General features: G+C 61.4%; 24 protein-coding genes. 13 read left to right on the top strand and 11 right to left on the bottom strand.

The features are described from left to right. Positions 1-184 precede the first annotated feature (184 nt). Positions 185-1,414 (top strand): AlgP family protein, encoded by a 1,230-nt coding sequence (locus tag C0058_RS31415; RefSeq protein WP_102370148.1) that lies wholly within the window; start codon positions 185-187, stop codon positions 1,412-1,414. Here C0058_RS31415 and C0058_RS31410 read toward each other — a convergent pair. After that, positions 1,411-1,872: a TIGR02444 family protein gene (locus C0058_RS31410; protein WP_087694898.1), complete on the bottom strand. Its 462-nt coding sequence runs from the start codon at positions 1,870-1,872 to the stop codon at positions 1,411-1,413. The two genes, C0058_RS31415 and C0058_RS31410, sit on opposite strands and share 4 nt — an antisense overlap. A gap of 50 nt (positions 1,873-1,922) precedes the next feature. On the opposite strand from C0058_RS31410, the gene C0058_RS31405 reads away from it, so the two are divergent. The 3 genes from C0058_RS31405 (at position 1,923) to C0058_RS31390 (ending at position 5,260) form a co-directional block, all read left to right on the top strand. Then, entirely contained in the window at positions 1,923-3,833 is a 1,911-nt protein-coding gene (locus C0058_RS31405; RefSeq protein WP_003208841.1) for an ATP-binding cassette domain-containing protein, read from the top strand. Then, positions 3,833-4,390: a mechanosensitive ion channel family protein gene (locus tag C0058_RS31400; RefSeq protein ID WP_102370147.1), complete on the top strand. Its 558-nt coding sequence runs from the start codon at positions 3,833-3,835 to the stop codon at positions 4,388-4,390. The genes C0058_RS31405 and C0058_RS31400 overlap by 1 nt, the downstream gene beginning before the upstream one ends. Positions 4,391-4,627: 237 nt before the next feature. Next, positions 4,628-5,260: a LysE family transporter gene (locus C0058_RS31390; protein WP_003208844.1), complete on the top strand. Its 633-nt coding sequence runs from the start codon at positions 4,628-4,630 to the stop codon at positions 5,258-5,260. A 142-nt stretch (positions 5,261-5,402) separates the two neighbouring features. Here C0058_RS31390 and C0058_RS31385 read toward each other — a convergent pair whose 3' ends face one another. Genes C0058_RS31385 through C0058_RS31370 form a run of 4 tightly spaced genes read right to left on the bottom strand, consistent with a single transcriptional unit; the run spans position 5,403 to position 8,552 of the window. Further along, positions 5,403-6,146 (bottom strand): penicillin-binding protein activator LpoB, encoded by a 744-nt coding sequence (locus C0058_RS31385; protein ID WP_102370145.1) that lies wholly within the window; start codon positions 6,144-6,146, stop codon positions 5,403-5,405. 3 nt (positions 6,147-6,149) lie between these two features. Then, entirely contained in the window at positions 6,150-6,737 is a 588-nt protein-coding gene (lpoB, locus tag C0058_RS31380; protein WP_003214026.1) for a penicillin-binding protein activator LpoB, read from the bottom strand. Positions 6,738-6,772: 35 nt separating this feature from the next. Then, the gene (locus tag C0058_RS31375) at positions 6,773-7,144 is read right to left on the bottom strand and encodes a YcfL family protein (protein ID WP_008439304.1); all 372 of its coding nucleotides are present in this window, start codon (positions 7,142-7,144) and stop codon (positions 6,773-6,775) included. Positions 7,145-7,154: 10 nt separating this feature from the next. Then, positions 7,155-8,552 carry a COG3014 family protein gene (locus tag C0058_RS31370; RefSeq protein WP_102370144.1) on the bottom strand — a complete coding sequence of 466 codons (1,398 nt, stop codon included), beginning with the start codon at positions 8,550-8,552 and terminating at the stop codon, positions 7,155-7,157. Between the two features lie 307 nt (positions 8,553-8,859). Here C0058_RS31370 and C0058_RS31365 point away from each other — a divergent pair, with 307 nt between their 5' ends. Both C0058_RS31365 and C0058_RS31360 read left to right on the top strand, forming a co-directional pair. Further along, positions 8,860-10,755, top strand: a complete 1,896-nt coding sequence (locus C0058_RS31365) for a cytochrome c/FTR1 family iron permease (protein ID WP_008439302.1) — start codon at positions 8,860-8,862, stop codon at positions 10,753-10,755. 2 nt (positions 10,756-10,757) lie between these two features. After that, on the top strand, positions 10,758-11,210 hold the full coding sequence (locus C0058_RS31360; protein WP_003214020.1) for a YaiI/YqxD family protein: 453 nt from the start codon (positions 10,758-10,760) through the stop codon (positions 11,208-11,210). Here C0058_RS31360 and elbB read toward each other — a convergent pair. Next, on the bottom strand, positions 11,207-11,872 hold the full coding sequence (elbB, locus tag C0058_RS31355) for an isoprenoid biosynthesis glyoxalase ElbB (protein ID WP_003214018.1): 666 nt from the start codon (positions 11,870-11,872) through the stop codon (positions 11,207-11,209). The genes C0058_RS31360 and elbB overlap by 4 nt on opposite strands. A 115-nt stretch (positions 11,873-11,987) precedes the next feature. On the opposite strand from elbB, the gene C0058_RS31350 reads away from it, so the two are divergent. Beyond that, positions 11,988-13,223 carry a sterol desaturase family protein gene (locus tag C0058_RS31350; RefSeq protein WP_008439297.1) on the top strand — a complete coding sequence of 412 codons (1,236 nt, stop codon included), beginning with the start codon at positions 11,988-11,990 and terminating at the stop codon, positions 13,221-13,223. Here the strand turns inward: C0058_RS31350 and C0058_RS31345 are convergent. Next, positions 13,204-13,842 carry a DedA family protein gene (locus C0058_RS31345; protein ID WP_003214015.1) on the bottom strand — a complete coding sequence of 213 codons (639 nt, stop codon included), beginning with the start codon at positions 13,840-13,842 and terminating at the stop codon, positions 13,204-13,206. The two genes, C0058_RS31350 and C0058_RS31345, sit on opposite strands and share 20 nt — an antisense overlap. 229 nt (positions 13,843-14,071) lie before the next feature. Between C0058_RS31345 and hemB the strand changes: the two genes are divergently transcribed. Together hemB and ppk1 are read left to right on the top strand one after the other, a co-directional pair. After that, positions 14,072-15,085, top strand: a complete 1,014-nt coding sequence (hemB, locus tag C0058_RS31340) for a porphobilinogen synthase (protein ID WP_003214011.1) — start codon at positions 14,072-14,074, stop codon at positions 15,083-15,085. A gap of 18 nt (positions 15,086-15,103) precedes the next feature. Next, positions 15,104-17,332, top strand: a complete 2,229-nt coding sequence (gene ppk1, locus C0058_RS31335) for a polyphosphate kinase 1 (protein WP_003214009.1) — start codon at positions 15,104-15,106, stop codon at positions 17,330-17,332. Positions 17,333-17,518: 186 nt separating this feature from the next. Here the strand turns inward: ppk1 and ppx are convergent, their stop codons facing one another. Next, the gene (gene ppx / locus C0058_RS31330) at positions 17,519-19,021 is read right to left on the bottom strand and encodes an exopolyphosphatase (RefSeq protein WP_102370143.1); all 1,503 of its coding nucleotides are present in this window, start codon (positions 19,019-19,021) and stop codon (positions 17,519-17,521) included. Between the two features lie 472 nt (positions 19,022-19,493). Here ppx and C0058_RS31325 point away from each other — a divergent pair, with 472 nt between their 5' ends. The 4 genes from C0058_RS31325 to C0058_RS31310 all read left to right on the top strand — a co-directional run bounded on the left by C0058_RS31325 (position 19,494) and on the right by C0058_RS31310 (position 24,061). Continuing rightward, the gene (locus C0058_RS31325) at positions 19,494-20,153 is read left to right on the top strand and encodes a DUF1120 domain-containing protein (protein ID WP_102370142.1); all 660 of its coding nucleotides are present in this window, start codon (positions 19,494-19,496) and stop codon (positions 20,151-20,153) included. Between the two features lie 123 nt (positions 20,154-20,276). Continuing rightward, the gene (locus C0058_RS31320) at positions 20,277-20,993 is read left to right on the top strand and encodes a fimbria/pilus chaperone family protein (RefSeq protein ID WP_218173584.1); all 717 of its coding nucleotides are present in this window, start codon (positions 20,277-20,279) and stop codon (positions 20,991-20,993) included. Positions 20,994-21,000: 7 nt separating this feature from the next. Further along, positions 21,001-23,505 (top strand): fimbria/pilus outer membrane usher protein, encoded by a 2,505-nt coding sequence (locus tag C0058_RS31315; protein WP_256579535.1) that lies wholly within the window; start codon positions 21,001-21,003, stop codon positions 23,503-23,505. Next, positions 23,471-24,061: a hypothetical protein gene (locus tag C0058_RS31310; protein ID WP_102370140.1), complete on the top strand. Its 591-nt coding sequence runs from the start codon at positions 23,471-23,473 to the stop codon at positions 24,059-24,061. The genes C0058_RS31315 and C0058_RS31310 overlap by 35 nt, the downstream gene beginning before the upstream one ends. A gap of 4 nt (positions 24,062-24,065) precedes the next feature. Here the strand turns inward: C0058_RS31310 and C0058_RS31305 are convergent, their stop codons facing one another. Genes C0058_RS31305 through C0058_RS31295 form a run of 3 tightly spaced genes read right to left on the bottom strand, consistent with a single transcriptional unit; the run spans position 24,066 to position 26,105 of the window. After that, a complete protein-coding gene (locus tag C0058_RS31305; RefSeq protein ID WP_003213999.1) occupies positions 24,066-24,803 on the bottom strand; it encodes an amino acid ABC transporter ATP-binding protein in 738 nt (245 codons plus the stop codon). Beyond that, positions 24,790-25,440: an amino acid ABC transporter permease gene (locus C0058_RS31300; protein ID WP_003213996.1), complete on the bottom strand. Its 651-nt coding sequence runs from the start codon at positions 25,438-25,440 to the stop codon at positions 24,790-24,792. Before C0058_RS31300 ends, C0058_RS31305 begins: the two co-directional genes overlap by 14 nt. Then, positions 25,437-26,105, bottom strand: coding sequence for an amino acid ABC transporter permease (locus C0058_RS31295; RefSeq protein ID WP_003213995.1), 669 nt, complete (start codon positions 26,103-26,105; stop codon positions 25,437-25,439). Before C0058_RS31295 ends, C0058_RS31300 begins: the two co-directional genes overlap by 4 nt. Positions 26,106-26,125: the final 20 nt, after the last annotated feature.

Raw genomic sequence — 26,125 nt, 5'->3', positions numbered from 1 at the left:
TCCAGCCGAAAGTGCGATGGATTATGCCAGTGTGAATGCTTAAAAAGTGGCGTGGATTTTCGTTATATCAATAAGAATTTTCGTGCGGTGCAACGCAAGCCAATCGATACTGTCAACATGCCCTAGCGGCGGTAAGAGCAGAGGGCTAGTATGAGCCGCACCCACGTCAGCCAGGAGGTAAACCATGTCGGCCAAACAGAAGCCTGTAAATACCCCGTTGCATTTGCTCCAACAACTTTCGGGCAGCCTGCTCGAACATTTGGAAAGCGCCTGTTCACAAGCCTTGGCTGATGCTGAGAAGTTGCTCGCCAAGCTTGAAAAACAACGCGGCAAAGCTCAGGAAAAACTGCACAAATCCCGCACCAAACTGCAAGGCGCAGCGACCGCTGGCAAAGCCAAGGCACAAGCCAAGGCCAAGGACGCCGTCAAAGAACTTGAGGACTTGCTCGACGCCCTCAAGGATCGTCAATCCGAAACCCGCACCTACATTTCCCAACTCAAGCGTGATGCTTCCGAGAGCCTGAAATTGGCCCAGGGTGTTGGTCGTGTGAAGGAAGCTGTAGGCAAAGTGCTGAGCACCCGTGCTCCGGCTAAGGCCGTTGCAGCCAGCGCGGCGAAAAAACCAGCCAGCAAGGCAGTCGCTGCCAAGGCACCTGCAAAAGCTGCGGCCAAGCCTGCGGCAAAAGCACCGGCTAAATCGGCTGCCAAACCAGCGGCTAAAACTGCTGCTGCAAAACCAGCTGCCAAGCCAGCTGCTAAAACCGCTGCTGCAAAACCAGCTGCCAAACCAGCCGCTAAAACCGCTGCTGCAAAACCAGCTGCCAAGCCAGCCGCTAAAACCGCTGCTGCAAAACCAGCCGCCAAACCAGCCGCTAAAACCGCTGCTGCAAAACCAGCCGCCAAGCCAGCTGCTAAAACCGCTGCTGCAAAACCAGCCGCGAAGCCAGCTGCTAAAACCGCTGCTGCGAAACCAGCTGCGAAGCCAGCCGCTAAACCCGCTGCTGCAAAACCTGCCGCGAAGCCAGCTGCTAAAACTGCTGCTGCAAAACCAGCTGCGAAGCCAGCCGCTAAAACTGCTGCTGCAAAACCAGCTGCCAAGCCAGCCGCTAAAACTGCTGCTGCAAAACCAGCTGCGAAGCCAGCCGCTAAACCTGCTGCTGCAAAACCAGCCGCGAAGCCGGCCGCTAAACCTGCTGCTGCGAAACCAGCTGCCAAGCCGGCCGCCAAACCTGCTGCTGCCAAACCAGCCGCTAAACCTGCCGCCGCCAAGCCAGCACCAGCCAAACCAGCTACTCCAGCTGCGAAGCCTGCGACCCCGGCTGCACCTGCTGCCAGCACCACAGCGCCAACCGCTCCGGCCAGCAGCACGCCTGCACCGGCAGCGCCAAGCGTCACCCCAACCAGCGCTTCCTAAGTGCCGGTAACCGCGGCGCGCAGCTGATGCAGCGCGTCGTGGTCAAGGTTGGCGGCTTCGGCCGCCAGTCCTTCAACCCATGCTTGATGATTCACCTCGGCCATCGGCCAACGCTGCGCCACACCTTCCAGGCGTGATAGCAGCAGCCTTTCTGCATCCAATTCCAAAGCCTTGACCCGCTCCCGTAACGCTCCCAGCTCAGCATCCTGCTGCGCCATGGCCCGCCATTGCGTGCGTACTTGCCGCAGCGGCTCGACCACCTCCGCCTGCCACGGCCCGGCGATCTGCCGCAGTGCCTGCAAGCGCGACGTTTCCGGCGCCACACCCCGCTGCTCCAGCCACAACCCGCACAACACCAGGCACACATCAGCCCCTTGCGCCTGCAAGCGCAGGCACGCGTCCTCGACGCCCGAGCGGGCGTAGGTCGAGAGGGCAAAGCTCCACAGGTCAGCGCACATATTCACACCCAAGCCAGCGGCCAACGAAGCTGGTAGACTCCGCCGCCATTATGATCCGACTTCAAAGCCTAACATTACAGCGTGGCCCGCAACGTCTTCTCGAAGACGCCGAGCTGACCCTGCACGCCGGTCACAAAGCCGGCCTGATCGGTGCCAACGGCGCCGGCAAATCCACGTTGTTCGCCTTGCTGCTGGGTGAGCTGACTCCCGACTCCGGGGATTGTCTGCTGCCGGCCGACTGGCGCATCGCCCATATGCGCCAGGAGATCGACACCCTCGACCGCATTGCGATCGACTACGTGCTCGATGGCGACCTGCGCCTGCGCCAGGTGCAACACGACCTCGCCGAGGCCGAGAAAGCCCAGGACGGCGCCGCACAGGCCCGCCTGCACTCGGAACTGGACAGCGCCGACGGCTACACCGCCGACGCGCGTGCGCGCAAGATGCTTGCCGGCCTTGGCTTTACCAACGAACAGATGGACCGCCCGGTCGCCGACTTCTCCGGTGGCTGGCGCATGCGCCTGAACCTGGCCCAGGCGCTGATGTGCCCCTCGGACCTGTTGCTGCTCGATGAACCGACCAACCACCTGGACCTCGATGCGATCCTGTGGCTGGAAGACTTCCTGAAAAGCTACCCGGGCACCTTGCTGCTGATTTCCCACGACCGGGATTTCCTCGACGCCGTGGTGGACAACATTGCCCACGTCGACCAGAAGAAAATCACCCTGTACCGCGGTGGCTACAGCGCCTTCGAACGCGCCCGTGCCGAACGCCTGGCCCAGCAACAGCAGGCCTACGAGAAGCAGCAGGCGCAGCGCGCGCACATGGAAAGCTACATCGCCCGGTTCAAGGCCCAGGCCACCAAGGCCCGTCAGGCCCAGAGCCGGATCAAGGCCCTGGAGCGCATGGAAGAACTGTCGGCGGCCCACGTCGATTCACCGTTCGACTTTGTGTTCCGCGAGTCGGTGAAAATCTCCAGCCCGTTGCTGGACCTTTCCGATGCCCGCCTGGGCTATGGCGACAAGACCATCCTCGAGAAGGTCAAGTTGCAGCTCACCCCTGGCGCGCGGATCGGCCTGCTCGGCCCCAACGGCGCGGGCAAGTCGACCTTGATCAAAAATCTCTCGGGCGAATTGCAGCCTTTGGCCGGCCGCCTGGTGCGCGGTGAGAACCTGGTGGTGGGCTACTTCGCCCAGCACCAGCTGGACTCCCTCGACGCCAAGGCCAGCCCGCTGCTGCACCTGCAGCGCCTGGCGCCGACCGAACGCGAACAGACCCTGCGGGACTTCCTCGGTGGTTTCGACTTCCGTGGTGCGCGCATCGACGAGCCGGTGCTGAATTTCTCCGGTGGCGAAAAGGCCCGCCTGGCCCTGGCCCTGATCGCCTGGGACCGGCCAAACCTGTTGCTGCTCGACGAACCGACCAACCACCTCGACCTGGAAATGCGCCTGGCGTTGACCATGGCCCTGCAGGAATTCAGCGGCGCGGTACTGGTGGTGTCTCACGATCGCCACCTGCTCAAGAGCACCACCGATAACTTCCTGCTGGTGGCTGACGGCAAGGTCGAGGAATTCGACGGCGACCTGGAAGACTATGCCCGTTGGCTGTCGGACTACCGCCTGCGCAACGCGCCGGTCAGCAACACGCCGGTCAACCCGGACAAGACCGACAAGAAGGCCCAGCGCCAGGCCGCGGCTGCATTGCGTCAGCAACTGGCCCCGCACAAGCGTGAAGCGGACAAGCTGGAAGCCGAATTGGGCAAGATCCACGAGAAGCTGGCGAAGATCGAAACCAGCCTGGGTGACAGCGCCGTCTACGAGCCGGCCCGCAAGGATGAATTGCGCGACCTGCTGGCCGAACAGGCCAAGCTCAAGGTGCGTGAAGCGCAGTTGGAGGAGACCTGGATGGAAGCCCTCGAACTGCTGGAATCCTTGCAAGCGGAGCTGGAGGCGCTGTCCTGATGGAAGCGCTGCAACTGCCGGCCCAATGGATCGCGCCGATCTGGGTGGCCGTACAGATTCTGCTGATCCTGCTGGCCGGCTATCTCGCCCAGCGTTTCGTCGCCAAATGCCTGAACCGCCTGGGGGAACGTTATCCGTTCCCGCCGCAGTTGCTGATGCCGCTGCGCGGCGGCCTGCGCTGGCTGATCATGGGCAGCGCGCTGATCTTCGTGCTGGAGCGCCTGGGCGTCTCTGCCACGGTGTTGTGGACGGCGTTGTCGGGTTTTGTGGCGGTGGCCGCGGTGGCGTTCTTCGCCATGTGGTCGGTGTTGTCCAACCTGCTGTGCGCCATCCTGATCTTCACCGTCGGGCCGTTCCGCCTGGGCGATGTGGTCGAGTTGGTGGACACCGTCGACAAGCCCGGCGTCAAAGGCCGTGTGGTGGCGATCAACCTGCTCTACACCACGCTGATCGAAGTGGAGGAGGCCGGTACCGGCAGTGTCATGGTGCAAGTGCCCAACAGCCTGTTCTTCCAGCGCTCGGTGCGCCGTTGGCGCGGCAGCGACGTGCTGCCTTAACCTGTGGCGAGGGAGCTGCCGTGGCGAGGGAGCTTGCTGTGGCGAGGGAGCTTGCTCCCGCTGGGCTGCGTAGCAGCCCCAAAAAAGCCGGGAGCGCTACGCACTCCAGCGGGAGCAAGCTCCCTCGCCACAGCAAGCCCCCTCGCCACAAAGGCGCACCCCAAAATTTTTCTAGCCATTTCTCGGCCGGCAGCGTTAGTTTAGAAACATTCAGCAAACTAAGCTCTGAGGTGTGTAATGGCGCTCGACACATGGCTGGCCTTTTTCCTGGCCAGTTGGATCATCAGTCTTTCCCCTGGCGCCGGTGCCATTGCGTCGATGTCCAGCGGCCTGCAATACGGTTTCCTGCGCGGTTACTGGAATGCCCTGGGCCTGCAATTGGGCCTGGCGATGCAGATTGCCGTGGTCGCCGGTGGCCTGGGGGCGATTCTTGCCGCATCCTCCACCGCGTTCTATGCGATCAAATGGTTTGGCGTAGCGTACCTGGTGTACCTGGCCATCAAGCAATGGCGCGCGCTGCCAACCGACCTGAGCGATGACGCGGCGATTCGCCCGATCGGCAAGCCGATGGCGATGATGTTCCGCGGGTTCCTGGTCAACGCCAGCAACCCCAAGGCCCTGGTGTTCATGCTGGCGGTGCTGCCGCAGTTCGTGAACCCGCAGGCGCCGCTGCTGAACCAATACCTGATCCTGGGCGCGACCATGATCTGCGTGGACATGATCGTGATGGCCGGCTACACCGGGCTGGCGTCGAAAGTGTTGCGCCTGTTGCGCACACCGAAGCAGCAGAAGCGCATGAACCGTACGTTTGCCGGGTTGTTTGTTGGTGCGGCGGGCTTTCTCGCAAGTCTGCATCGCGCAACGGCGTAACTGACGAAACCGGATCAAAAAATGTGGGAGCGGGCTTGCTCGCGAATGCGCAGTGTCAGTCACCAGATGTATTGACTGACCCACCGCATTCGCGAGCAAGCCCGCTCCCACATTGGTTTTATGTCGGTAGCGGGATTTTCGTTCAGCGCAGGATCTTCGGCGCTTCATCCCGTGGCAGGTTATTGCGCAATGCAGGCTGTCCAGGTGCTTCCTGATAACCACCGCCGAGTTGTTCGGCCAACTGCCGCGCCACATCCTCGCCCAACGCCTTCGACACTTCCCGCACCACGCGAGGCCGGTTCAGGCTCACGCGCACGTCACGGTTGTTCACCAGCTTGGTGTCCTGGCCTTCGCCCATGGCGGTAAACGCCGAGGTGATCTCAAAGGTGCGGGTGTTGATCAGGCTGAAATCCGCCACCAGCGTCAGGCCCAGCACCGCCGAGTAGCTGTTGGTGTGGTCCAGCGCGTTGATGTCCTGGGTGAAGTCGATGTCCGACAAGGTGCCGAACAGCACGTAGTCCGCACCCTTGAAGTTACCGGCCTTGATCCGCTTGATCACGTCATACACATCGCCCTTGGCGTCCGCGGTGTAAGGCGTGCCCTGCACCAGCTGGAACTGCCGCGACTTGAGGATTTCCCCCTTGATGTCGCCGCTGAACTTGCGCAGCTCGGTCTGCTCGATGTAGCTGGTACGGCTTTCATACTCGCTGTAGCTCGAGCCGCCGCTGGCGTTGTAGGCGCTGGCCTGGAAATTGTTGCTGGCCGCGACCTGGTGGATGTACTCCTCCACGCGAGCCTCGTAGGTCAGGTCGGTTACCGCGATCTTCGGTGCGGCCGAGGCGCCAAAGGCGCACAGCAGGCCGATCATGCCGATCCATGCACGCATTGCTTAGCGCTCCGTGGTCTTGCGGATTTCTTTTTCGTCCATCCATTCGGCCAGGCCGCTTTCGACGTCGACCAGTTGCAGGCTGAACTTGTAGAACACGTCCTTGTAGTCCGAGCTGCGCTTGACGATGGAGCTGATGGAGCCTTCCAGGCGGTACTTGGCGGCGACCATGTTGCCGGTCTTGCTGACGGTCGACTTCTTGTACAAGCCGCTCTGGTTCTGCAGCTTCAGCTGGTCGACCTGGCTTTGCATGTCAGTGTTGTCGCTAGCGAAGCGGGCGGTGCCGGTCTTCATCAGCTGGGTCTTGATCGACGTGGTGATCTCGCGGGTATCGATGTACTCGCTGGTCTTGTTCTTCACGTCATACACCTGCACCACCGGGCGGCCTTGCAGGATGCCGGACTGGGCCAGGGAGCGGGTCATGCTTTCGGCGATCATCTGCAGGTCGGTGGAGCCGAACTCGTTGGTCACCAGTTCCACGGCCTTGCTGTCGCCGTAGCTGATGTTTTTACCGCCCAGGACTGGCGAGGTGTTGGCGCAGCCGCTGGCCAGGACGGCCACCACGGCGAGGAACGAGAAGCGTGCAAACATGGGGATGTCTCTCTGAAACTGAATGAGTGGGTGGATCAAGGCGTCTTCACTTCAAGGCGGAAGTCGGCAGCCTGGGGCAGGTTGGCGATGGCCGGCAGGAAGGTCGCCTGGTTTGCGTAGAGGTTCAGCACCTTCCAGGTCTCTTCATCACCCACCGGGAAACCGTCGGCACCCAGCCAGGCGAAGCGGTAATACATCATCTGGTTGCTGCTGGTGATGTTGCTCAACTGCACCTTGGCGGTCAGGAAACCGTTTTCCCGGGCGACCCGGATGGCGCCGACGGCGATGCCCTTGAACTTGCCCATCACCACGATCTTGCTCGCGGCGCTTCCGGGTTCCGGCGGTGGCGGGGTGGCGCAACCGGCCAGCAGGACCAGCGCCAGGGCGCCGAGGATGAAATGACGCATAGCGTGCTCCTTAAGGTTGTTTGAGAGTGGCGACGGCCTGGGGCGGATTGTTCTGCACCACGTGGGCTGCAAGACCGCCGGCGAAGACCTGGTTGCCGACCACGCGCAGGGTGATCACCTGGTAGCGCTGATCGGCCTTGACCGTCACCAGCGTGCCGCCCAGGGCGTTGGGCAGGCTGACCTGGTGCTCGCCGTGCTTGAGGCGCAGGCGTGTCACCTGGGTCATGTCCGGCAGGGTGCGCCAGGTGCGGGTGTCGGCGCCTTCGGTGACGGCCGAGGCAATACCGAGTACCAGGCCTGCCATCGGGTTGGTCTTGTTCAGGTTGTTCTGGGTGATGCCGCGAGTGACGGCGCGCACGGTGGTGCGCAGGATGATCCCCGGCATGTCATCCCGCAGGGCGCGGCGGGACATGGCGGTGGTGCTGTTGAGGGCAGTGAGGTTCTGTTGCCAGCCGTCGACACCGATCTGGGCGAAGGGCGCGGTCGAGGTGTCGGGCTTGATCACCGGGAACGACAGTGGCGTGATCACCAGGTGGCCGTCGATGGGGATCGGCAACGGCAGGCGAATCGAGTCGCGGGCCGGCGCCAGGCCGCTTTGCACCACGATCAGCACGTCAGTCTCGTCCGCACCGACCTTGGATTTGTCCAGGTCGAGCAGGGCCTGTTCCAGCAGCGGTGTGTTGGGGCGCAGTTCGGCGGCCTTGCGATAACCCGGTGCGGCCAGGTCTTTTTCGCCCAGAGCTTCGTAGACGAAGCCGGCCAGGTAGTGGCTGAAAGCGCTCTGGTAGCTGTTCTTCAGGCCTACCACTTCAGGGGCGTTGAGGCTCTCCACCGGGTAGCCGCGCAGGTCCTTGAACTGGGTCGCGATGCCCTGGCGCTCGGCCTCGTTTTCGCTCTTGAGGTATTCCTTGTCCCGCAGGTCGGCAATCACCGCTTCGCGTTCGTGGGTCTTCTTGATCTCGGTGCGGGCACCGTCGAAGTCATTCAGCGCCAGCAGGTTGAGGGCCATCTGCGTGGTCAGCATGACCTTTTCGTAGTCGTAGCCTTCGTAGCGGCGGACCTTGTCATTGACCAGGAAGGCGCCGAACTGCGCGAGGTACTTGTCGGTGTCGAACTTGACCGACTCTTCCCACTTGTAGACTTGCAGGTCGGCGCTGCGCCAGGCGACCTGGCTGCCGGTCAGGTCGCCCTTGGCGCGCAGCAACTCACCCTTTTCGAAGTAGTAGAGAAGGTCCTTGTCGTCGCCGGTGTTGTTCTTCTCAAGCAGCGTCAGCGCGGCGTCGACGTTGCCGGTGGCCAACTGCTGATTGGTGGCTTGCAGCTCGGTGTCGTAGCTGCGAAACATCGAACAACCGGACAGCAAGGTCACTGCCGCGAGCGCGAGCGAGGTAAAGGCGCGAGATGCCATCGAAGAGCTTCTTCCCTGAACGTAATCGGCCGAATGTGCTGGTCGGGCCGAATCACCAATGGCAGGAAGGCGTTGCGATCCGGCCAATTCCTCATAAAAAGAGGAGCTGAAATGCCATTTCGAAATAACGAAGGCGCGGCATTATAAGCTGCATTACTGGCAAAACAATGGCCTTTTGGATCCGATTTTTAGCTCGGATGCCACTACCTAAGTGTCGTTATCCCCATCCCCGAATCACTAACGCCTTGAGTCAAACCCCTTAAGGTTTGACAATGTGTTACTTCGTATTTCCCTTTGAGATCCATTCATGATTGCCCCCTTCCGTTTTCTTGCCTGGCTGGTGCTGCCGGCGTTGATGTCGTGCAGTTTCAACCTGCTGGCTGCAACTGCCGAGGGCGCGCCCCAAGCCCTGCATTTACTGGACTACATCGGTGCGGACTACCCCCCGACAGTGGAGGCGGGCAAGGTTATCGATGATTCCGAATACCGTGAACAGGTAGAGTTTCTCGGGGTGTTGCAGGGGCTGGTGGCCGATCTACCGGAAAAGCCCGAGCGCGCCGAACTGATCAAAGGCGTGGATGAACTGCTGGCCGCCGTAACGGCCCATCAGGACGGCGCGGTGGTTGCGCACCAGGCCCGGCAATTGGGCGCCAAGTTGGCAGTGGCCTATGAAGTCAGCCAGGCCCCGGCCATTACCCCCGATCCGACGCGCGGTGCGCCGCTGTACGCGCAGAACTGCTCGGTGTGCCACGGCGCCACAGGCGCCGGCGATGGCCCCGCAAGCGTGGGCATGACGCCGCCGCCCGCCAACCTGCGGGACGCTGCACGCCTCGATCGCTTGAGCCTCTACGCGATCTACAACACCCTGGGTCTGGGCGTGGAAGGCACCGACATGCCGTCGTTTGCCGATCAACTGGACGACCGCCAGCGCTGGGACCTGGCGACCTATATCGCCGGCTTCACCGCCGACCCGGCTGCCGCGAACAGTGAAAAGTCCTTCAACCTCGCCGACCTCGCGCGCCAGACCCCCAACGAAGTGCTGGCTGCCGAAGGTCCCGGCGCAGTTGCCACCTTCCGCGCCCAGCGCGCCCAACCGCCGCAGGTCAAGCGTGGCCCGGCGCAGTTGCTTGATTACACCGCGGCCACCCTCGACAAAAGCCTCGCCGCGTTCCGCAATGGCGAGCACGAGCAGGCCTACGACCTGTCGGTAGCCGCCTACCTGGAAGGTTTCGAGCTGGTTGAAAGCTCCCTCGATAACGTTGATGCCAACGTGCGCAAGGACACCGAAAAGGCCCTGATGGCCTACCGGCAGTCATTGCAGGACGGCTTGCCGATCGAGCAAGTGCAGCAGCGCCTGGATGTGGCCAAGGGCAAGCTCACCGAGTCCGCCGGCCTGCTGGGCAGCGATGGCTTGAGCTGGTCCCTGAGCTACATCTCCGGTTTGTTGATCCTGCTGCGCGAAGGCCTGGAAGCGATCCTGGTGCTGGCGGCGATTCTCGCGTTCCTGCGTAACACCGGCCAGCAATCGGCGGTGCGCAGCGTCAACGTCGGCTGGGGCCTGGCGCTGTTGGCCGGCTTGGCGACGTGGGCGTTAGCGGCTTATGTGATCGACGTCAGCGGCGCCCAGCGCGAGTTGCTGGAAGGCTGCACGGCGCTGTTTGCCAGCGTGATGGTGCTGTGGCTCGGGGTGTGGATGCACGACCGCCGTCACGCGGCCGCCTGGCAGGACTACATCAAGAGCAGCCTGGTAGGCGGTGGCGGGCGCTTCGGTTTTGCGATGCTGGCGTTCTTCTCGGTGTACCGCGAGCTGTTCGAAGTGATCCTGTTCTACGAAACCCTGTGGTTGCAGGCCGGCCCTGCCGGGCACAACGCGGTATTGGCCGGTGGCGCCACGGCGCTGGTGCTGTTGGTGGGCCTGGCCTGGGTGATTCTACGGGGCTCGGCGAAACTGCCGCTGGCGCTGTTCTTCGGCATAAACGCGGCGTTGCTGTGCGCGCTGTCGGTGGTATTCGCCGGGCATGGCGTCAAGGCGTTGCAGGAAGCCGGGATCTTCGGCACCCGGCCGGTCGCGTTCTTTGACTTCGACTGGCTGGGCATTCACGCCGATGCCTATTCCCTGAGCGCCCAGGCTGTGGCGATCCTGGCGATTGTGGTGCTGTACGGTCGCAGCCGGCTCGCTGAAAAGCGCCGGGTGGTGGCTTAACCATGCGCGTGTGGATCGATGCAGACGCCTGCCCCCGGGCAGCCAAGGATCAGGTGGTGAAGTTCGCCCTCAAGCGCCAGTTCGAAGTGGTGCTGGTGGCCGGGCAGAGCCAGATCAAGCCGAGCTTCTCGTGCGTGAAGTTGATCGTGGTGCCCAGCGGCCCGGACGCGGCCGATGACTACCTGGTGGAGCACGCCGTGCCCGGTGACTTGGTGATCTGCAGCGATGTGCCGTTGGCCGACCGCTTGGTGAAGAATGGCGTGGCTGCGCTCGACCCACGAGGCAAGGAGTTCAGCCCGCAGAACATGAGCGAGCGGCTGGCGGTGCGTAACCTGTTCACCGATCTGCGGGAGCAGGGGCAGATGGGCGGTGGCCCGCCGCCCCATGGGGACAAGGACAAGCAGGCGTTTGCCAATTCGCTGGATCGGATTCTGACCCGGCTGATGAAGGCCTAATCGTTCTCGTGGGTGAGTTCCAGCACCCGGTCCACCAGCTTGTTGATGCCTGACGCCACTTCGCTGATGCGTTTGCCCAGCATGTAGGCCGGGGTACTCACCAGCTTGCGCGCCTTGTCTTCGACGATGTCGTCGACCGCGCATTCCTGGTGGGTGGCGCCCATCTTGTCCATGGCGGCTGCGGTGTCGGCGTCATTGCCGATGGTGCAGGTCACGCCTGGGCCATAGATCTTCGCTGCCAGCGCCGGCGAGATGCAGATCAGCCCGACGGGCTTGCCCGCTTCGGCAAACGCCTCGGCCAGTTCCAGCACCTGCGGGTTGACGCTGCACCCGGCGCCTTCCACGGCAAAGTTCGACAGGTTCTTCGCCGCGCCAAACCCCCCGGGCACGATCAGTGCGTCGAAATCCTCGGCGTTGGCCTCACGAATGTCCTTCACCTCGCCACGGGCAATGCGCGCCGACTCCACCAGCACATTGCGCGACTCGGGCATCTCCTCGCCCGTCAGGTGGTTGATCACATGCAACTGGGCAATGTTCGGCGCAAAACACTGCACCTCGGCGCCGCGCTGGTCCAGGCGCAGCAGGGTGATCACGCTTTCATGAACCTCAGCCCCGTCGTACACGCCACAGCCGGAAAGGATCACTGCAATCTTTTTGCTCATGGGCATTTCTCCTGATTCATGGCGTTAAATGTCTACTCATTTGTCACTCATTGCCAATGGGATATCCAGCCGCTACACCTACTCTAGATGTAACAATAATTGACCGGACTTGCCCATGGACTTCGTCCCTTACGCGGTACCGTTTTTCATTGCCTTGATCGTGGTCGAGCTGCTGGCCGACTACCGGCGCGGCCAACGCAACTACCGGGTGGCCGACGCCATCAACAGCCTCAGCACCGGCGTGCTGTCCACCACCACGGGGCTGCTGACCAAAGGGGTGGGCATCCTCACCTATGCCTTCGCCCTCAAGCACCTGGCGATCATTGAGCTGTCGGCCCAAAGCGTCTGGACCTGGGTGTTCGCTTTTGTGTTCTATGACTTCTGCTACTACTGGCTGCATCGCATGGGCCATGAGCGCAACATCCTCTGGGCCGCGCATTCCGTGCACCACCAGAGCGAGGACTACAACCTCAGCACCGCCTTGCGCCAGACCAGCACCGGCTTCCTGCTGAGCTGGATCTTCTACTTGCCGCTGGCCGTGTTGGGCGTGCCGCTGGTGGTGTTTATCAGCGTGGCGTCCCTCAACCTGTTGTATCAATTCTGGGTGCATACGCGGCATGTGCCGAAGCTCGGCTGGTACGAGTGGTTCTTCGTCACGCCATCCAATCATCGGGCCCACCATGCACAGAACGCTCTCTACATGGATCGCAACTACGGCGGGGTGTTCATTATTTGGGACCGCCTGTTTGGCTCCTTCCAGGAAGAAGACGATAACGAGCCGGTAATCTTTGGCGTGACCACGCCCTTGGCCAGTTGGAACCCGCTGTGGGCCAACCTGCAGTTTTATGCGCAGCTGTGGAGTGATGCACGGCGCACCGAAAGTGGGTGGGACAAGCTGCGGATCTGGTTCATGCGCACCGGTTGGCGCCCGGCGGATGTGGCGGCAAAGTACCCGATGGCCAAGCCGGACTTGAGCCAGTTCCGCAAGTTCGAGGTGCCGCTGGATGGGCGCCAACAGATTTACATCGCGCTGCAGTTTGCCGCGTACGTGGGTTTTGGCAGCTACCTGATGAATTTCGGCGAGGGCTTGCCGACCGCTGCCCTGGTGTTGGGCTGGAGCGCGATGGCATTGGGGTTGTTTACCCTGGGGGTGGCGCTGGAGAACCGCCCGTGGGCGTTGAAGGCTGAACTGCTGCGCCTGGCACTGAATGTGCCTTTGGTGTGGCTGGCGCCGCTGGTGGGGCTGTGGCCGGCCAGCGCGTTGGGCTGGCTGGGCCTGGTCAGTTACAGCTTGCTCAGCGGCATCGGCCTCTACTGTTGCAGAGACCGGCTTACTCGACTGGCGTCGTAGGCTTTTCGGCTTTTTCAGGTTCGCCGGCCGCCAGGCGAACCTTCTCGGCGGCACAGGCTTCGCGGGTCAGGCGGGCGTTCTTGACGCGCCGGCGAATCCACAAGCCCAGGCCCAGCACCAGCAGTGCGCCCAGCACCCACAGCTCGTATTTCTTGACGCTGCCCAGCATGCCTTCCAGTACCGCGCCGAAATGGTAAGCCGCAGCGCCCAGCGCAGCGGCCCACACGGCGGCGCCAATCCCGTTGAGCAACAGGTAGCGACCCGGCGGGTAGCCCGACAAACCAATGGCCACCGGCATCACCGTGCGCAAACCGTAGACAAACCGGAAGCTCAGCACCCAGATGTCCGGGTGCTTGCGAATATGCTCCAGGGCCTTGTCGCCCAGCAGTTGCCAGCGCGGCTTGCGCGCCAACAGTTTGCGGCCGTGCTTGCGTCCCAGGAAGTACCACAACTGGTCGCCGGCGTAGCTGCCGAAAAAGGCAACGACCACCACCAGGTTGATATCCATGTATCCACGGAACGCCAGGAAGCCTGCGAGAACCAGGATGGTTTCGCCTTCGAAGAAGGTGCCTAGGAACAGCGCAAAGTAGCCGAAGTCATGCAGAAATTGTTGAAGCATGGTCTGGGTGCTGGCGAAATGAACGCGCAGCCTACGCCTTCGTGAACATTCATGAAAGTATCGAGATGTGTCACGAAGTGAACAATTCCTACATAAACGACGAATGCGACTACAGGTCGCACGCCGGTTGCCTTACGGCGCATGAGCTAACCACAACTGTAATTCCTTCGTCATAATGGCCGCTTATAACTGTCACGCTCGCCCGTCAAGCCGGGCTCAGGAGTCTGCCGTGAGCTTTACCCCCGCCAACCGCCTGTTTCCCGCCACTCGTCTGCGTCGCAACCGTCGTGATGATTTTTCCCGGCGCCTGGTGCGTGAAAACGTGCTGACGGTGAATGATCTGATCCTGCCGGTGTTTGTGCTGGACGGTGAAAATCGTCGGGAAGCGGTGGCGTCGATGCCGGGCGTGGAGCGCTTGACCATTGATTTGCTGCTCGAAGAGGCCGCGAGCTGGGTTGAACTGGGGATTCCGGCGCTGGCGCTGTTCCCGGTCACGCCGTCCGGGCTCAAGTCCCTGGACGCCGCCGAAGCCTGGAACCCCGACGGCATCGCCCAGCGCGCCACCCGCGCCTTGCGTGAACGCTTTCCGGAGCTGGGGGTGATTACCGATGTGGCGCTGGACCCGTTCACCACCCACGGGCAGGATGGCATTCTCGACGAAGAAGGCTATGTTCAGAACGACATCACCGTTGATGCGCTGGTAAAACAGGCCTTGTCCCACGCCGCAGCGGGCGCCCAGGTGGTGGCCCCCTCGGACATGATGGACGGTCGCATCCAGGCGATTCGCGAAGCCCTGGAGCTGGCCGGCCACGTCAACGTGCGCATCATGGCCTACTCGGCCAAGTACGCCAGCGCCTATTACGGCCCGTTCCGCGATGCGGTGGGTTCGGCGCTGAACCTGGGCAAGGCCAACAAGGCCTCGTACCAGATGGACCCGGCCAACAGCCACGAAGCCCTGCACGAAGTGGCCGCGGACCTGGCCGAAGGCGCCGACATGGTGATGGTCAAGCCCGGGATGCCGTACCTCGACATCCTTTATCGGGTCAAAGAGGAATTCAAGGTGCCGACCTTTGTCTATCAGGTCAGCGGTGAATACGCCATGCACATGGCCGCGATCCAGAATGGTTGGTTGAGTGAAGGGGTGATCCTTGAATCCCTGACTGCCTTTAAACGCGCGGGTGCCGATGGCATCCTGACTTACTTCGCCGCCCGCGCTGCCCAATTGCTTAGAGAGCAACACTAGCCCTCACAGGAACACTCGATGAATACCGAAGGACTCACAGAAGTTGCCGTAAAAGACGCTCACCCGGTGGTCGAACAAGCTACCGAGACCCCGCCGGAGCTGGAGCCGGCCCCGCCTGCCGTGGTGGCCGAAGCGCCCGCTGCCGCGCCGGTACCGGTGGTTGCGGTTACCAACCTGGATGACAGCAGCCTGTACATCCATCGCGAGCTGTCACAACTGCAATTCAACATCCGCGTGCTGGAACAGGCGCTGGATGAGTCCTATCCGTTGCTGGAGCGGCTGAAATTCCTGCTGATCTTCTCCAGCAACCTGGACGAGTTCTTCGAGATCCGTGTCGCCGGCCTGAAGAAGCAGATCACGTTCGCCCGTGAACAAGCCGGTGCCGACGGCCTGCAACCGCATCAGGCCCTGGCCCGCATCAGCGAGCTGGTACACGGCCACGTGGACCGCCAATACGCGATCCTCAATGACATCCTGCTGCCGGAACTGGAAAAGCATCACGTGCGCTTCATCCGGCGCCGTCACTGGACCACCAAGATCAAGACCTGGGTGCGCCGCTACTTCCGCGACGAAATCTCGCCGATCATCACCCCCATCGGCCTCGACCCGACGCACCCGTTCCCGTTGCTGGTGAACAAGAGCCTGAACTTCATCGTCGAGCTGGAAGGTATCGACGCCTTCGGTCGCGATTCCGGCCTTGCGATCATTCCGGCACCGCGCCTGTTGCCACGGATCATCAAGGTACCGGAAGAGGTGGGGGGCGCAGGCGATAACTATGTATTCCTTTCGTCGATGATCCACGCCCACGCCGATGACCTGTTCCAGGGCATGAAGGTCAAGGGCTGCTACCAGTTCCGCCTGACCCGTAACGCCGACCTGGCGCTGGACTCCGAAGACGTCGAAGACTTGGCCCGCGCCCTGCGCGGCGAGCTGTTCTCCCGTCGCTACGGTGATGCGGTGCGCCTGGAAGTGGCGGACACCTGCCCGAAACACCTGTCGGACTACCTGCTCAAGCAGTTCAACCTGAGCGAGACCGAGCTGTACCAGGTCAATGGCCCGGTGAACCTGACGCGCCTGTTCAGCATTACTGGCCTGGACAGCCACCCGGAGCTGCAATACACGCCGTTCACCCCGCAGATCCCGAAACTGCTGCAAAACAGCGAGAACATCTTCAGTGTGGTGAGCAAGCAGGACATTCTGCTGCTGCACCCATTCGAGTCCTTCACCCCGGTGGTCGACCTGCTGCGCCAGGCCGCCAAGGACCCGCACGTGCTGGCTGTGCGCCAAACCCTGTACCGCTCCGGCGCCAACTCCGAAATCGTCGATGCGCTGGTAGACGCCGCGCGTAACGGCAAGGAAGTGACGGCGGTGATTGAACTGCGGGCGCGGTTCGACGAAGAGTCCAACCTGCAACTGGCCAGCCGCCTGCAGGCGGCCGGTGCGGTGGTGATCTACGGCGTGGTCGGCTTCAAGACCCACGCCAAGATGATGCTGATCCTGCGCCGCGAAGCCGGTGAGATCGTGCGCTACGCCCACTTGGGCACCGGCAACTACCACGCCGGCAACGCCAAGCTCTACACCGACTACAGCCTCCTGACCTCCGACGACGCCTTGTGTGAAGACGTCGGCAAGCTGTTCAGCCAGTTGATCGGCATGGGCAAGACCTTGCGCATGAAGAAACTGCTGCACGCGCCGTTCACCCTGAAGAAGGGCATGCTCGACATGATTGCCCGCGAGACCCAGTTCGCCCTCGAAGGCAAGCCGGCGCACATCATCGCCAAGTTCAACTCGCTGACCGATCCGAAGATCATCCGCGCGCTGTACAAGGCCAGCCAGTCGGGTGTGCGTATCGATTTGGTGGTGCGTGGCATGTGCTGCCTGCGGCCGGGCATCGCCGGGGTCTCCCATAACATCCACGTGCGTTCGATCATCGGGCGCTTCCTGGAGCACACGCGGGTGTTCTACTTCCTCAATGGCGGCGAGGAGCAGATGTTCCTCTCCAGTGCCGACTGGATGGAGCGCAACCTCGACAAACGCGTGGAGACCTGCTTCCCGGTGGAAGGCAAGAAACTGATCATGCGGGTCAAGAAGGAGCTGGAAAGTTATCTCACCGATAACACCCACAGCTGGAGCCTGCAGTCGGACGGGCGCTACGTGCGCAACACCCCGACCGGCAACCAGAACCCGCGCAGCGCCCAGGCGACGTTGCTGGAGAAGCTGGGCAGCCCGATTCTGACGGTGAACTAAAAACCGACGCGGTCAAAAATGTGGGAGCGGGCTTGCTCGCGAAGGCGGAGTTTCAGTCAACAGATTCAGCGACTGATCCACCGCTTTCGCGAGCAAGCCCGCTCCCACATTTGTTTTGTGGCGTTGGATTGTTCCCACGCTCTGCGTGGGAATACATCCTGTGACGCTCCGCGTCACTCACTCATATCAGCGCACGTTCAGCGTGAACCCAACCCGCGTCAGCCACTCGGCTTCCTGGGCGAAATCCGCCTGGGTCAGCTGGTTTTCATCCAGCCAGTTCTTCGGGAATACCACGTCCAGGCTGTCGGCATTGGCCCGCAGGACCACTTGCGGCATTTCCTGGGTACCACGGATGTGGTGGAACAGGATCGCAAACCGCAGCAGCGCGCACAGGCGAATCAGCTTGATGCCCTCGGCACCGAACTCGGCAAACTTGTCCCGGGGGATGTTGCGGCGGTGGCCGCGTACCAGCAGCGCGAGCATCTGCTGGTCTTCACGGGAGAAACCCGCCAGGTCCGAGTGCTCAATCAGGTAGGCGCCGTGCTTGTGGTAATGGTAGTGGGCGATGTCCAGCCCCACTTCATGGACCTTGGCCGCCCAGCCCAGCAGTTCACGCCACACGCCGTCTTCCAGGTCCCAATCCGCTGCGACCTGGTCGAAAGCATGCAGCGCCTTGCGTTCAACCCGCGCCGCCTGTTCCAGGTCGACGTGGTAACGCTCCATCAACGAGCTGAGGGTGCGCTCACGGACGTCTTCATGATGATGACGGCCCAGCAGGTCGTAGAGCACCCCTTCACGCAGGGCGCCATCGCAGTGGTCCATGCGTTGCAGTTCGAGGGCGTCGAAAATCGCTTCGAGAATCGCCAGGCCCGCCGGGAAAATGGTGCGGCGATCAGGCTTGATGCCTTCGAAGTCGATCTTCTCGGCATCCCCCAGCTTGAACAGCTTGCGCTTGAGCCAGGCCAGGCCTTCGGCGTTGACCTCGCCAGCGCCATGGCCGCCGGCCTTGAGGGCCAGGCCGATGGCGCGGATGGTGCCGGACGAACCGATGGCCTCATCCCAGGTCAGGCGGTGCAGGGCGTGCTCGATGCTCATGATCTCCAGCCGCGCCGCCGTATAAGCCTGGGCGTAGCGGGCCGGGGTGATCTTGCCGTCCTTGAAATAGCGCTGGGTGTAGCTGACGCAGCCCATTTGCAGGCTTTCGCGCAGCAGCGGCTCGAAGCGCTGGCCAATAATGAATTCGGTACTGCCACCGCCGATGTCGGCCACCAGGCGCTTGCCCGGAGTGTCGGCCAGGGTGTGGGACACGCCGAGGTAGATCAGGCGTGCTTCCTCGCGGCCGGAGATGACCTCTACCGGGTGCCCGAGGATCTCCTCGGCGCGGCGGATGAACTCGCCCCGGTTGCGGGCTTCGCGCAGGGCGTTGGTGCCGACGATCCGCACGGCGCCCGGGGGCATGCCGTTGATCAGTTGGGCAAAGCGCTTCAGGCAATCGAGCCCGCGCTGCATGGATTCTTCATTGAGCTGACGCTCGTCGTCGATCCCGGCAGCCAGCTGCACTTTCTCGCCGAGCCGCTCAAGGATGCGGATTTCGCCGTTCTGGGCCTTGGCCACGACCATGTGAAAGCTGTTGGAGCCCAGGTCGATGGCGGCGATCAGGGACAGATTCTTGGCTTGGGATTGCGGCATGGTTAAGGGGTCTCGGTCGATAACCTCGCCATCGTGCCACGATCAACCGCTGACGCCAACGCGTAGTGCTTCCGGAATTCGCTCATCGGTGTCTTGGAGGAAAATCTGCAGGATATGTAGGGCGATTCTTGATGCGCCTGGCGATTGTTCCGTAGGGCAAGTGGAGTAACGGAAATGTCCAGCTTTAATAGGCTTCCTGAATATGCCTACATGGCTGGGTTAATTGTTCCAGTCGATAATTAAGTCAGGACTACTGCAAGGATGATCTAAGGGGACATTGTTTTTTTACCGCTCTGACACTAGTTCAGGCGTCGTCTCATTCTTTCTTCGGGTGTTTACGAGAGAGACTGTCACTCGGCAATTAGGCCGTGGTGTTAACTATTTGTAGTTTGCCTATCAAGGTTGATAGCAGTTGGGCATGGAATAGCCCGGCGAACCACATGCACCTGAGAACTTCAGTGACAGGATGAACATGAACAGAACATTTGGTTTGGCAATAGTGGTCGTTGGCCTGGCGGTAAGCATGGGTACTCAAGCAAACACAAGTGGTGCCGGGAACCTGAGAGTCACCGGAACCATTAAACCAGCTGCATGCACGGTAAACCTCGGCGCCACAGGCGGCACCGTTGATTACGGTACGATCAATGCGTCGAGCATTCCGCTGACCTCTTTCTATCCTCTGCCGGAAAAGTCGCTGCCGTTAAGCGTCAACTGTGGTGCGGCGGCTGCCCAGATGGCACTGTCCGTTACTGACTCACAAACAAACAGTGTCGTAAGGGGGATCCTGGGAACCGGCTTCACCGACAACCACAACTTTGGTCTTGGCGCGGTCGGAACCAGGAATACCGGTGGCTATTCGATCAGGCTCGCCACCTTGACCACTGTCGGCGCTACGCTGTACCCGCTTAGAAGGACAAGCTCCGGCGGTGCCTGGAGCACCAGTGACGGCAAGGTCGAAAAATCTCCTTACCAGCACTCCTGGAGCCGTAATAACAACACAACTCCAGCCGCGGTCTCTTCCGTTACCGGCACTCTCGTAGTCAAGGCTGTGATCAATCGCGGCGATGCACTGGATCTCAGCAGGGATATTCAATTGAATGGAGCTGCTACTTTGGTAGTAACTCGAATCTAACTCTATAAACATGGCCAGCATTTAGCAGGCGGTCGCGCACCGTGGCTTCGTGCTGGCTCTTTATATGCGTATAGGTACTTCGTGATTGTCAACGGTGCGTTATCTGGTTGCGGGTAGAGTTCGATGAGTCGTCTTTTAAATGCAGTTAATGCTCTGTTCTGGTGTGCGAATCTTTATTTTTTGGTTTCTGGCAGTGTAAGAGCGGATGGGATGGAGCCGGAAACATCCGTTGTTATTCTTTATGAAGAGAACGGTGAAGCGACGATCAACGTAAAAAATACGGACGCTGGCCCTGCTTTACTTCACACAGTCATTCAAAACGTCCCGGAAGATCCGGAGACACTCTTGATCGTTACGCCTCCTATCGCCCGTGTCGAACCGGGCGAAACACAACTTGTGCGGTTTATCAGTACCTTGAAGCAGCCGCTCAAGACTCAGCGATTGAAGCGCGTCACCTTTGAAGGTATTCCGCAGGCGCGCGCCGAAGGGCGCTCGACCATTGGAGTGACCATTCGACAGGACTTACCGCTGATCCTGCATCCCCAGGGCTTGCCGCGGCATCAGGAGCCATGGAAGTTGCTGAAGTGGAAGCTGCGGGGAAATCGGCTGACGGTTCATAACGACAGTGCCTACGTGGTCCGGATGGGGCTGGAGGTGCACCTGCTGCCGTCGAGGCACCCGGCGATATTGCCGCGCACCTATATCCTGCCTGGCGAAGTGTTATCAACCCGCATCGAAGAGGCGGTGGCCCAGGTCAGCGGTGTCGAGATTCAACCGGCGACGGTCTACGGGTATTCGGCAACCGCCTACGAAGCCTCCGTTGTTGTCGAGGCGGGTTGAGCGGTCTATGAGAAATGCTACCCATGCAAACGATTGGAGCCTCTCTGTACGACCCATTCGAACCTCGGTTTCCCGGACTTGTATCGGCCTGGCAACGCTGTGGAGCCTTCCCGCCTACGCGCTGGAGCTCGGATCGGGTTTTGATCTGGCGGTCTTGTCGGCGAACGGGATCGACCCGAAGGTTGCCCATTATTTTCGCAGTGCTGCGCGATTCCGCGAGGGCGTGCACGTGGTGGGGCTGCAGGTCAACGGCACCTCATTGGGCCTGGTGGAGGCACGCTTCGATTACCAGGGGCAGTTGTGTTTTACCCCGGTCCTGCTGGACAAGGCCGGGTTGCGGTTGCCAGCCTCGATTATTCGGCCGGGCATTGCGCCCGACCAGGCGTGTCATGACTTTCTCGGTGCTTACCCCGCGACCATCGTCAAGTTGCGCCCCGGCAGCGATGAGGTATCGCTGGTGGTGCCTACTCAGTCAATGCGCGAGGCCGAATGGGATGTCGGCAGTTTCTACCAGGGCGGCACGGCAGCCTTGTTCAATTACGATGTGCAGGGATTCGAAGAGCGCTTCAACAGCGGCTCTTCCCGCTCGGTTTCGGCCTACACCGAGGCGGGATTCAATATCGGCAACTGGATCGTCCGAAGCCGCCAATTCTTTGTCTCCGATAACGGCAAGCGCAGCAGCGAGCATGTGAATGCCTACGCCCAACGCGATTTCGCGCCCCTGAAGTCGACCTTCCAGGTCGGGCAGATTTCCAGCAACAACCCGGTGTTCGGTGGGTTACAGCTGTCGGGTTTCCAGCTCTCGCCGGATGGCCAATCGCGCAGTCCGGGTGGCAGCAGCGTGGTGGTCGAAGGTTTGGCCCAGAGCCCATCCCGGGTCGAGGTGCGCCAGGCCGGGGTGTTGATCCATACCACACTGGTACCGGAAGGCCCGTTCACGTTGACCGGATTACCCATACTCAATGGCACCAGCGATCTTGAGGTCAGTGTCATTGGCACTCGCGGTGGCAGGCATGGGTTCACCGTCCCTGCCGCGTCCTTTGCGGGGGCGGTACCGATAGAGCCCGGTTATTACTTCTCCCTGGGCAAGGTGCGCGGGGCAAATCCGGGTGCCGGGGAGCCTCCGGTCGTGGCGATGGGCAGTGGGACCTGGGGATTGGGGCGCAACTCGTCACTGGGATTCGGCCTGTTGAGTACCGACGAATACCAGGCGGCGGGTGGCGTGTGGAGCAGTGTTTTTTTCCAGCACCTTTCGGTTGGCGTGCGCCAGAACCTGTCTCGCGATGGCCGGGACGAAGTTACCGGGGCTCGCAGCTCAGTCACCGTGGGAAGTCCGCTGTTCGCCGGCATTGAAATGACGTCGAGTGCCACTACCCAGACGCGGGATTATCGCGAAGTACTGGAAGTGGGGCAGTCGACGCGGCGTGACCAGCGGGATGCCCGCTTCAAGGACCAATACACGGTAGGTTTGAGTTGGGTCGACCCGTCCCTGGGAGGCTTTTCCGTCAGTTATTCCCGCAGCTCGCAATTTGATGATCGCTCCGCCGAACACGTCTTTGCCTCATGGAACCAGCAGTTCAATGGCACCCAGGTGGCTTTGATTGCGGATTCCTGGGTGGGCGGCTCTCGACCGCGCAAGGTCAGGAACACCGTTCGAGACGAGCGCAGCGATGTGTCGGATAAGGGGCTTTCGCTTCGGTTGCAGGTCACCGTGCCGTTCGGTGGGGATCGCCGCGTCACCTCGTATGCCAGTCGGCGGGGCGACAGGTTCGATCTTGGGGCCGCCTTCAGCGATCGGGTCAACGACTATGTGAACTATGAAGTGGGGGTTGCGCGTGAGCAGGCGAGCCGTACACAGGCTGTTCACGCCCGCGTGAATGCCATGCCGCGTTACACCCAGATAGGGTTGGGTGTGCGACATGATTCATTGAGCACCGGGTATACCGGCCAATTGCAGGGCGGCGTGGTGGTCCACGACAGAGGCATGACGTTCTCGCCCTATGCCGTCCAGGACACCTTTGGAATTGTCTCGGTGGGTAATGTCGGGGCAGCCAAGGTTTCGACGCCGCAGGGGCCGGTCTGGACTGACTACCGCGGGCAGGCGGTGATCGCCAGCCTGCCTGCCTACCGCAGCAGCAATGTCGAGGTGCAAACCCAATCCCTGCCCAAGCGCATCGATCTGAAAAACGGCACCAAGGTCCTTGCGGCCGGACGCGGTTCTTTCAACACGATCGATTTCGAAGTAGTGAAAGTGCGCCGTGTATTGCTTGAGGTCCGTGACGCGCGGGGCCAACCCTTGCCCCAGGGAGCCTCGGTTTTCGACAGCAACAATGCTTTCCTGACCAGCGTCGTGGGCGAGGGCATGGTCTTCCTTAACAGCCTGGATGAGTCGCGAGCGCTGAACATCTCCTTGCCAGATTCAAGCACCTGCTTGTTGCAACTGAACCTTGAGCCAGAATCCAATGACGACAAATTCTATGAAACAGGTTCGGCGCTCTGCCGTACCCTCTGAGCCGGTGGGGCCTTTTGACGGTGGACGCCTGCGTCATGGGCTTATCCTTTACCTGCTGCTGTTTGTCGTGGTGTTGGCCAATGAGGCGCGGGCAGATAACTGCCAGGTGTCCTTGAGCCAGCCCCGGGTTGATTACGGTCTGGTTCGCCAGGCCGAGCGGGGCGACCCACAGATCGCGCTGGGCAAGCGCACGCTTCGCCTGAACATGGCCTGTGAGGCGCCTGTATCCATGGCGCTGCGCTTTACGGGCGTACCCGCAGGCCTGGAGGGCTTTCGGTTTGGGCGCCAGGGGCATTTCACCCTGAGCCTGCAGTCCGCTCAAGTCGATGGAAAATCCGTTGAGCTGGTAATGCCGCACCTGTCTGAAGAGCCGGCGACCGGACGATTGCTGCCGGGCCATAGGCTTGTTGCACACGTAGCGGGTATGCCGGTGCATGGGCGCCGCTTCACCGCCCTGGTCAACGTCGAGACCTTCCTGCCTGCGGCTTTACTGGCCGTCAGGGATGAAACGACATTTGAGGGGCAGGGCGATTTTGAGTGGGCGCCCGGGGCCTGATGCCTCAGTCCGTGCGCTCCACCGAACCAATGAAGTTGGCCAGCTCGGCGGTCTGCGGATTGGCAAACAGGATTTTCGGGTCGCCCACTTCATGCACCTTGCCCTGGTGCATGAACACCAGCTTGTCACCCACTTCCCGGGCAAAACGCATCTCATGGGTGACCATGATCAGTGTCATGCCATCCTTGGCCAGTTGGCGCACTACGCTGAGCACTTCGTTGACCAGCTCCGGGTCCAGGGCCGAGGTGATTTCATCGCACAGCAGCACTTTGGGCGACATCGCCAGTGCCCGGGCGATTGCTACCCGCTGCTGCTGGCCGCCGGACAAACGATCGGGGAACGCGTCGAACTTCTCCCCCAGCCCAACGCGCTCGAGCATTTGTCGCGCCAATTGTGCGGCCTTGGCTTTCGGCACTTTCTGCACCACTTGCGGCGCAAGCATGACGTTTTCGCCCACCGTCAGGTGTGGGAACAGGTTGAACTGCTGGAACACCATGCCGACTTTCTGCCGCAGGGTGCGCAGGTCGGCGCGGGCGGCGTCGAGGTATTCGCCGTCGACTTCAATCACGCCGTCGTTGATCGACTCCAGGCCATTGAGGGTGCGCAGCAGGGTGGATTTGCCCGAGCCGCTGCGACCGATGATCGCCACCACCTGGCCTTCTTCGACACTCAGGTCAATGCCCTTGAGTACGTGGTGATCGCCGTAATATTTATGCAGGGCGGAAATTCTAAGCAGAGGCATGCAGTCTCCTTTCCAGGTAGCGCGCACTGAGGGACAAGGGGTAGCAGAGCAGGAAGTAACCCAGCGCCACCAGGCCATAGACCATGAAGGGTTCGAAGGTAGCGTTGGCGAGCATGCCGCCGGTCTTGGTCAGCTCGGTGAAGCCGATGATCGAGGTCACGGCGGTGCCCTTGACCACTTGCACCGAGAAACCCACGGTTGGCGCCACGGCAATGCGCAGGGCCTGGGGCAGGATCACGTAGCGCAATTGCTCCAGCGGGTTCAGGGCCAGGCTCGCGGACGCCTCCCATTGGCCGTGGGCGATGGAGTCGACGCAGCCACGCCAGATTTCGGCCAGGTAGGCGCTGGTGAACAGGGTCAAGGCAATCGCCGCCGCCAGCCAGGGCGAAATGTCCACGCCGAGCAAGGCGATGCCGAAGAACACCAGGAACAGTTGCATCAACAGCGGCGTGCCCTGGAACAGTTCGATATAGGTGCGGGCGACATTGCGCGGGAACGCCTTGGTGCTGATGCGCATAGTCATCACCAGCAAACCGATCACGCCGCCGCCGATGAACGCCACCAGCGACAGCAGCAAGGTCCACTGCAAACCGGTGAGCAGGTTGCGCACGATGTCCCAGAACGAAAAATCACTCATCGGGCGTTCCTCATGACATAGCGCCGGCCGATCCAGTTCAGCAATTGGCGGATCATCAGCGCCATGCACAGATAGACCAGGGTCGTCAGCGCATAGGTTTCAAAGGCGCGGAAGTTGCGCGACTGGATAAAGTTGGCGGCAAAGCTCAGTTCCTCGGTGGCGATCTGCGAGCAGACCGCCGAGCCGAGCATCACGATGATGATCTGGCTGCTCAGGGCTGGCCAGACCTTGCCCAGCGCGGGCAGCAACACCACATGGCGGAACGCCTCGAAACGTGTCATCGCCAGCGCGGCCGCCGCTTCCAGTTGCCCGCGGGGGATCGCCTGGATCCCGGCGCGGATGATCTCGGTGGAGTACGCCCCCAGGTTGATCACCATCGCCAGCACTGCCGCCTGCCATTCGGTGATTTTCAGGCCGAGGGACGGCAGGCCGAAGAAGATGAAAAACAACTGCACCAGGAACGGCGTGTTGCGGATCAACTCGACGTACACGCCGAAGATCCAACTGAACGGCTGGATCTTCCACGCCCGCACCACGGCGCCGACGATTCCCAGCGCCACGCCCAGTACTGCACCGATGGCGGTCAGTTCAAGTGTGAACAGCGCGCCGCGCAGCAGCAGATCGGTATTGGCCAGGACCGGCACAAAGTCGAATTGATAGGCCATAGGCTAACCCTCGTTACCGC

It is taken from the genome of Pseudomonas sp. NC02 (genome assembly GCF_002874965.1).
In the GTDB taxonomy this organism is placed as follows: Bacteria; Pseudomonadota; Gammaproteobacteria; order Pseudomonadales; family Pseudomonadaceae; genus Aquipseudomonas.
The sequence above is the reverse complement of the archived record's forward strand: the minus strand, read 5'-3'. Positions and strand labels throughout refer to the sequence as shown.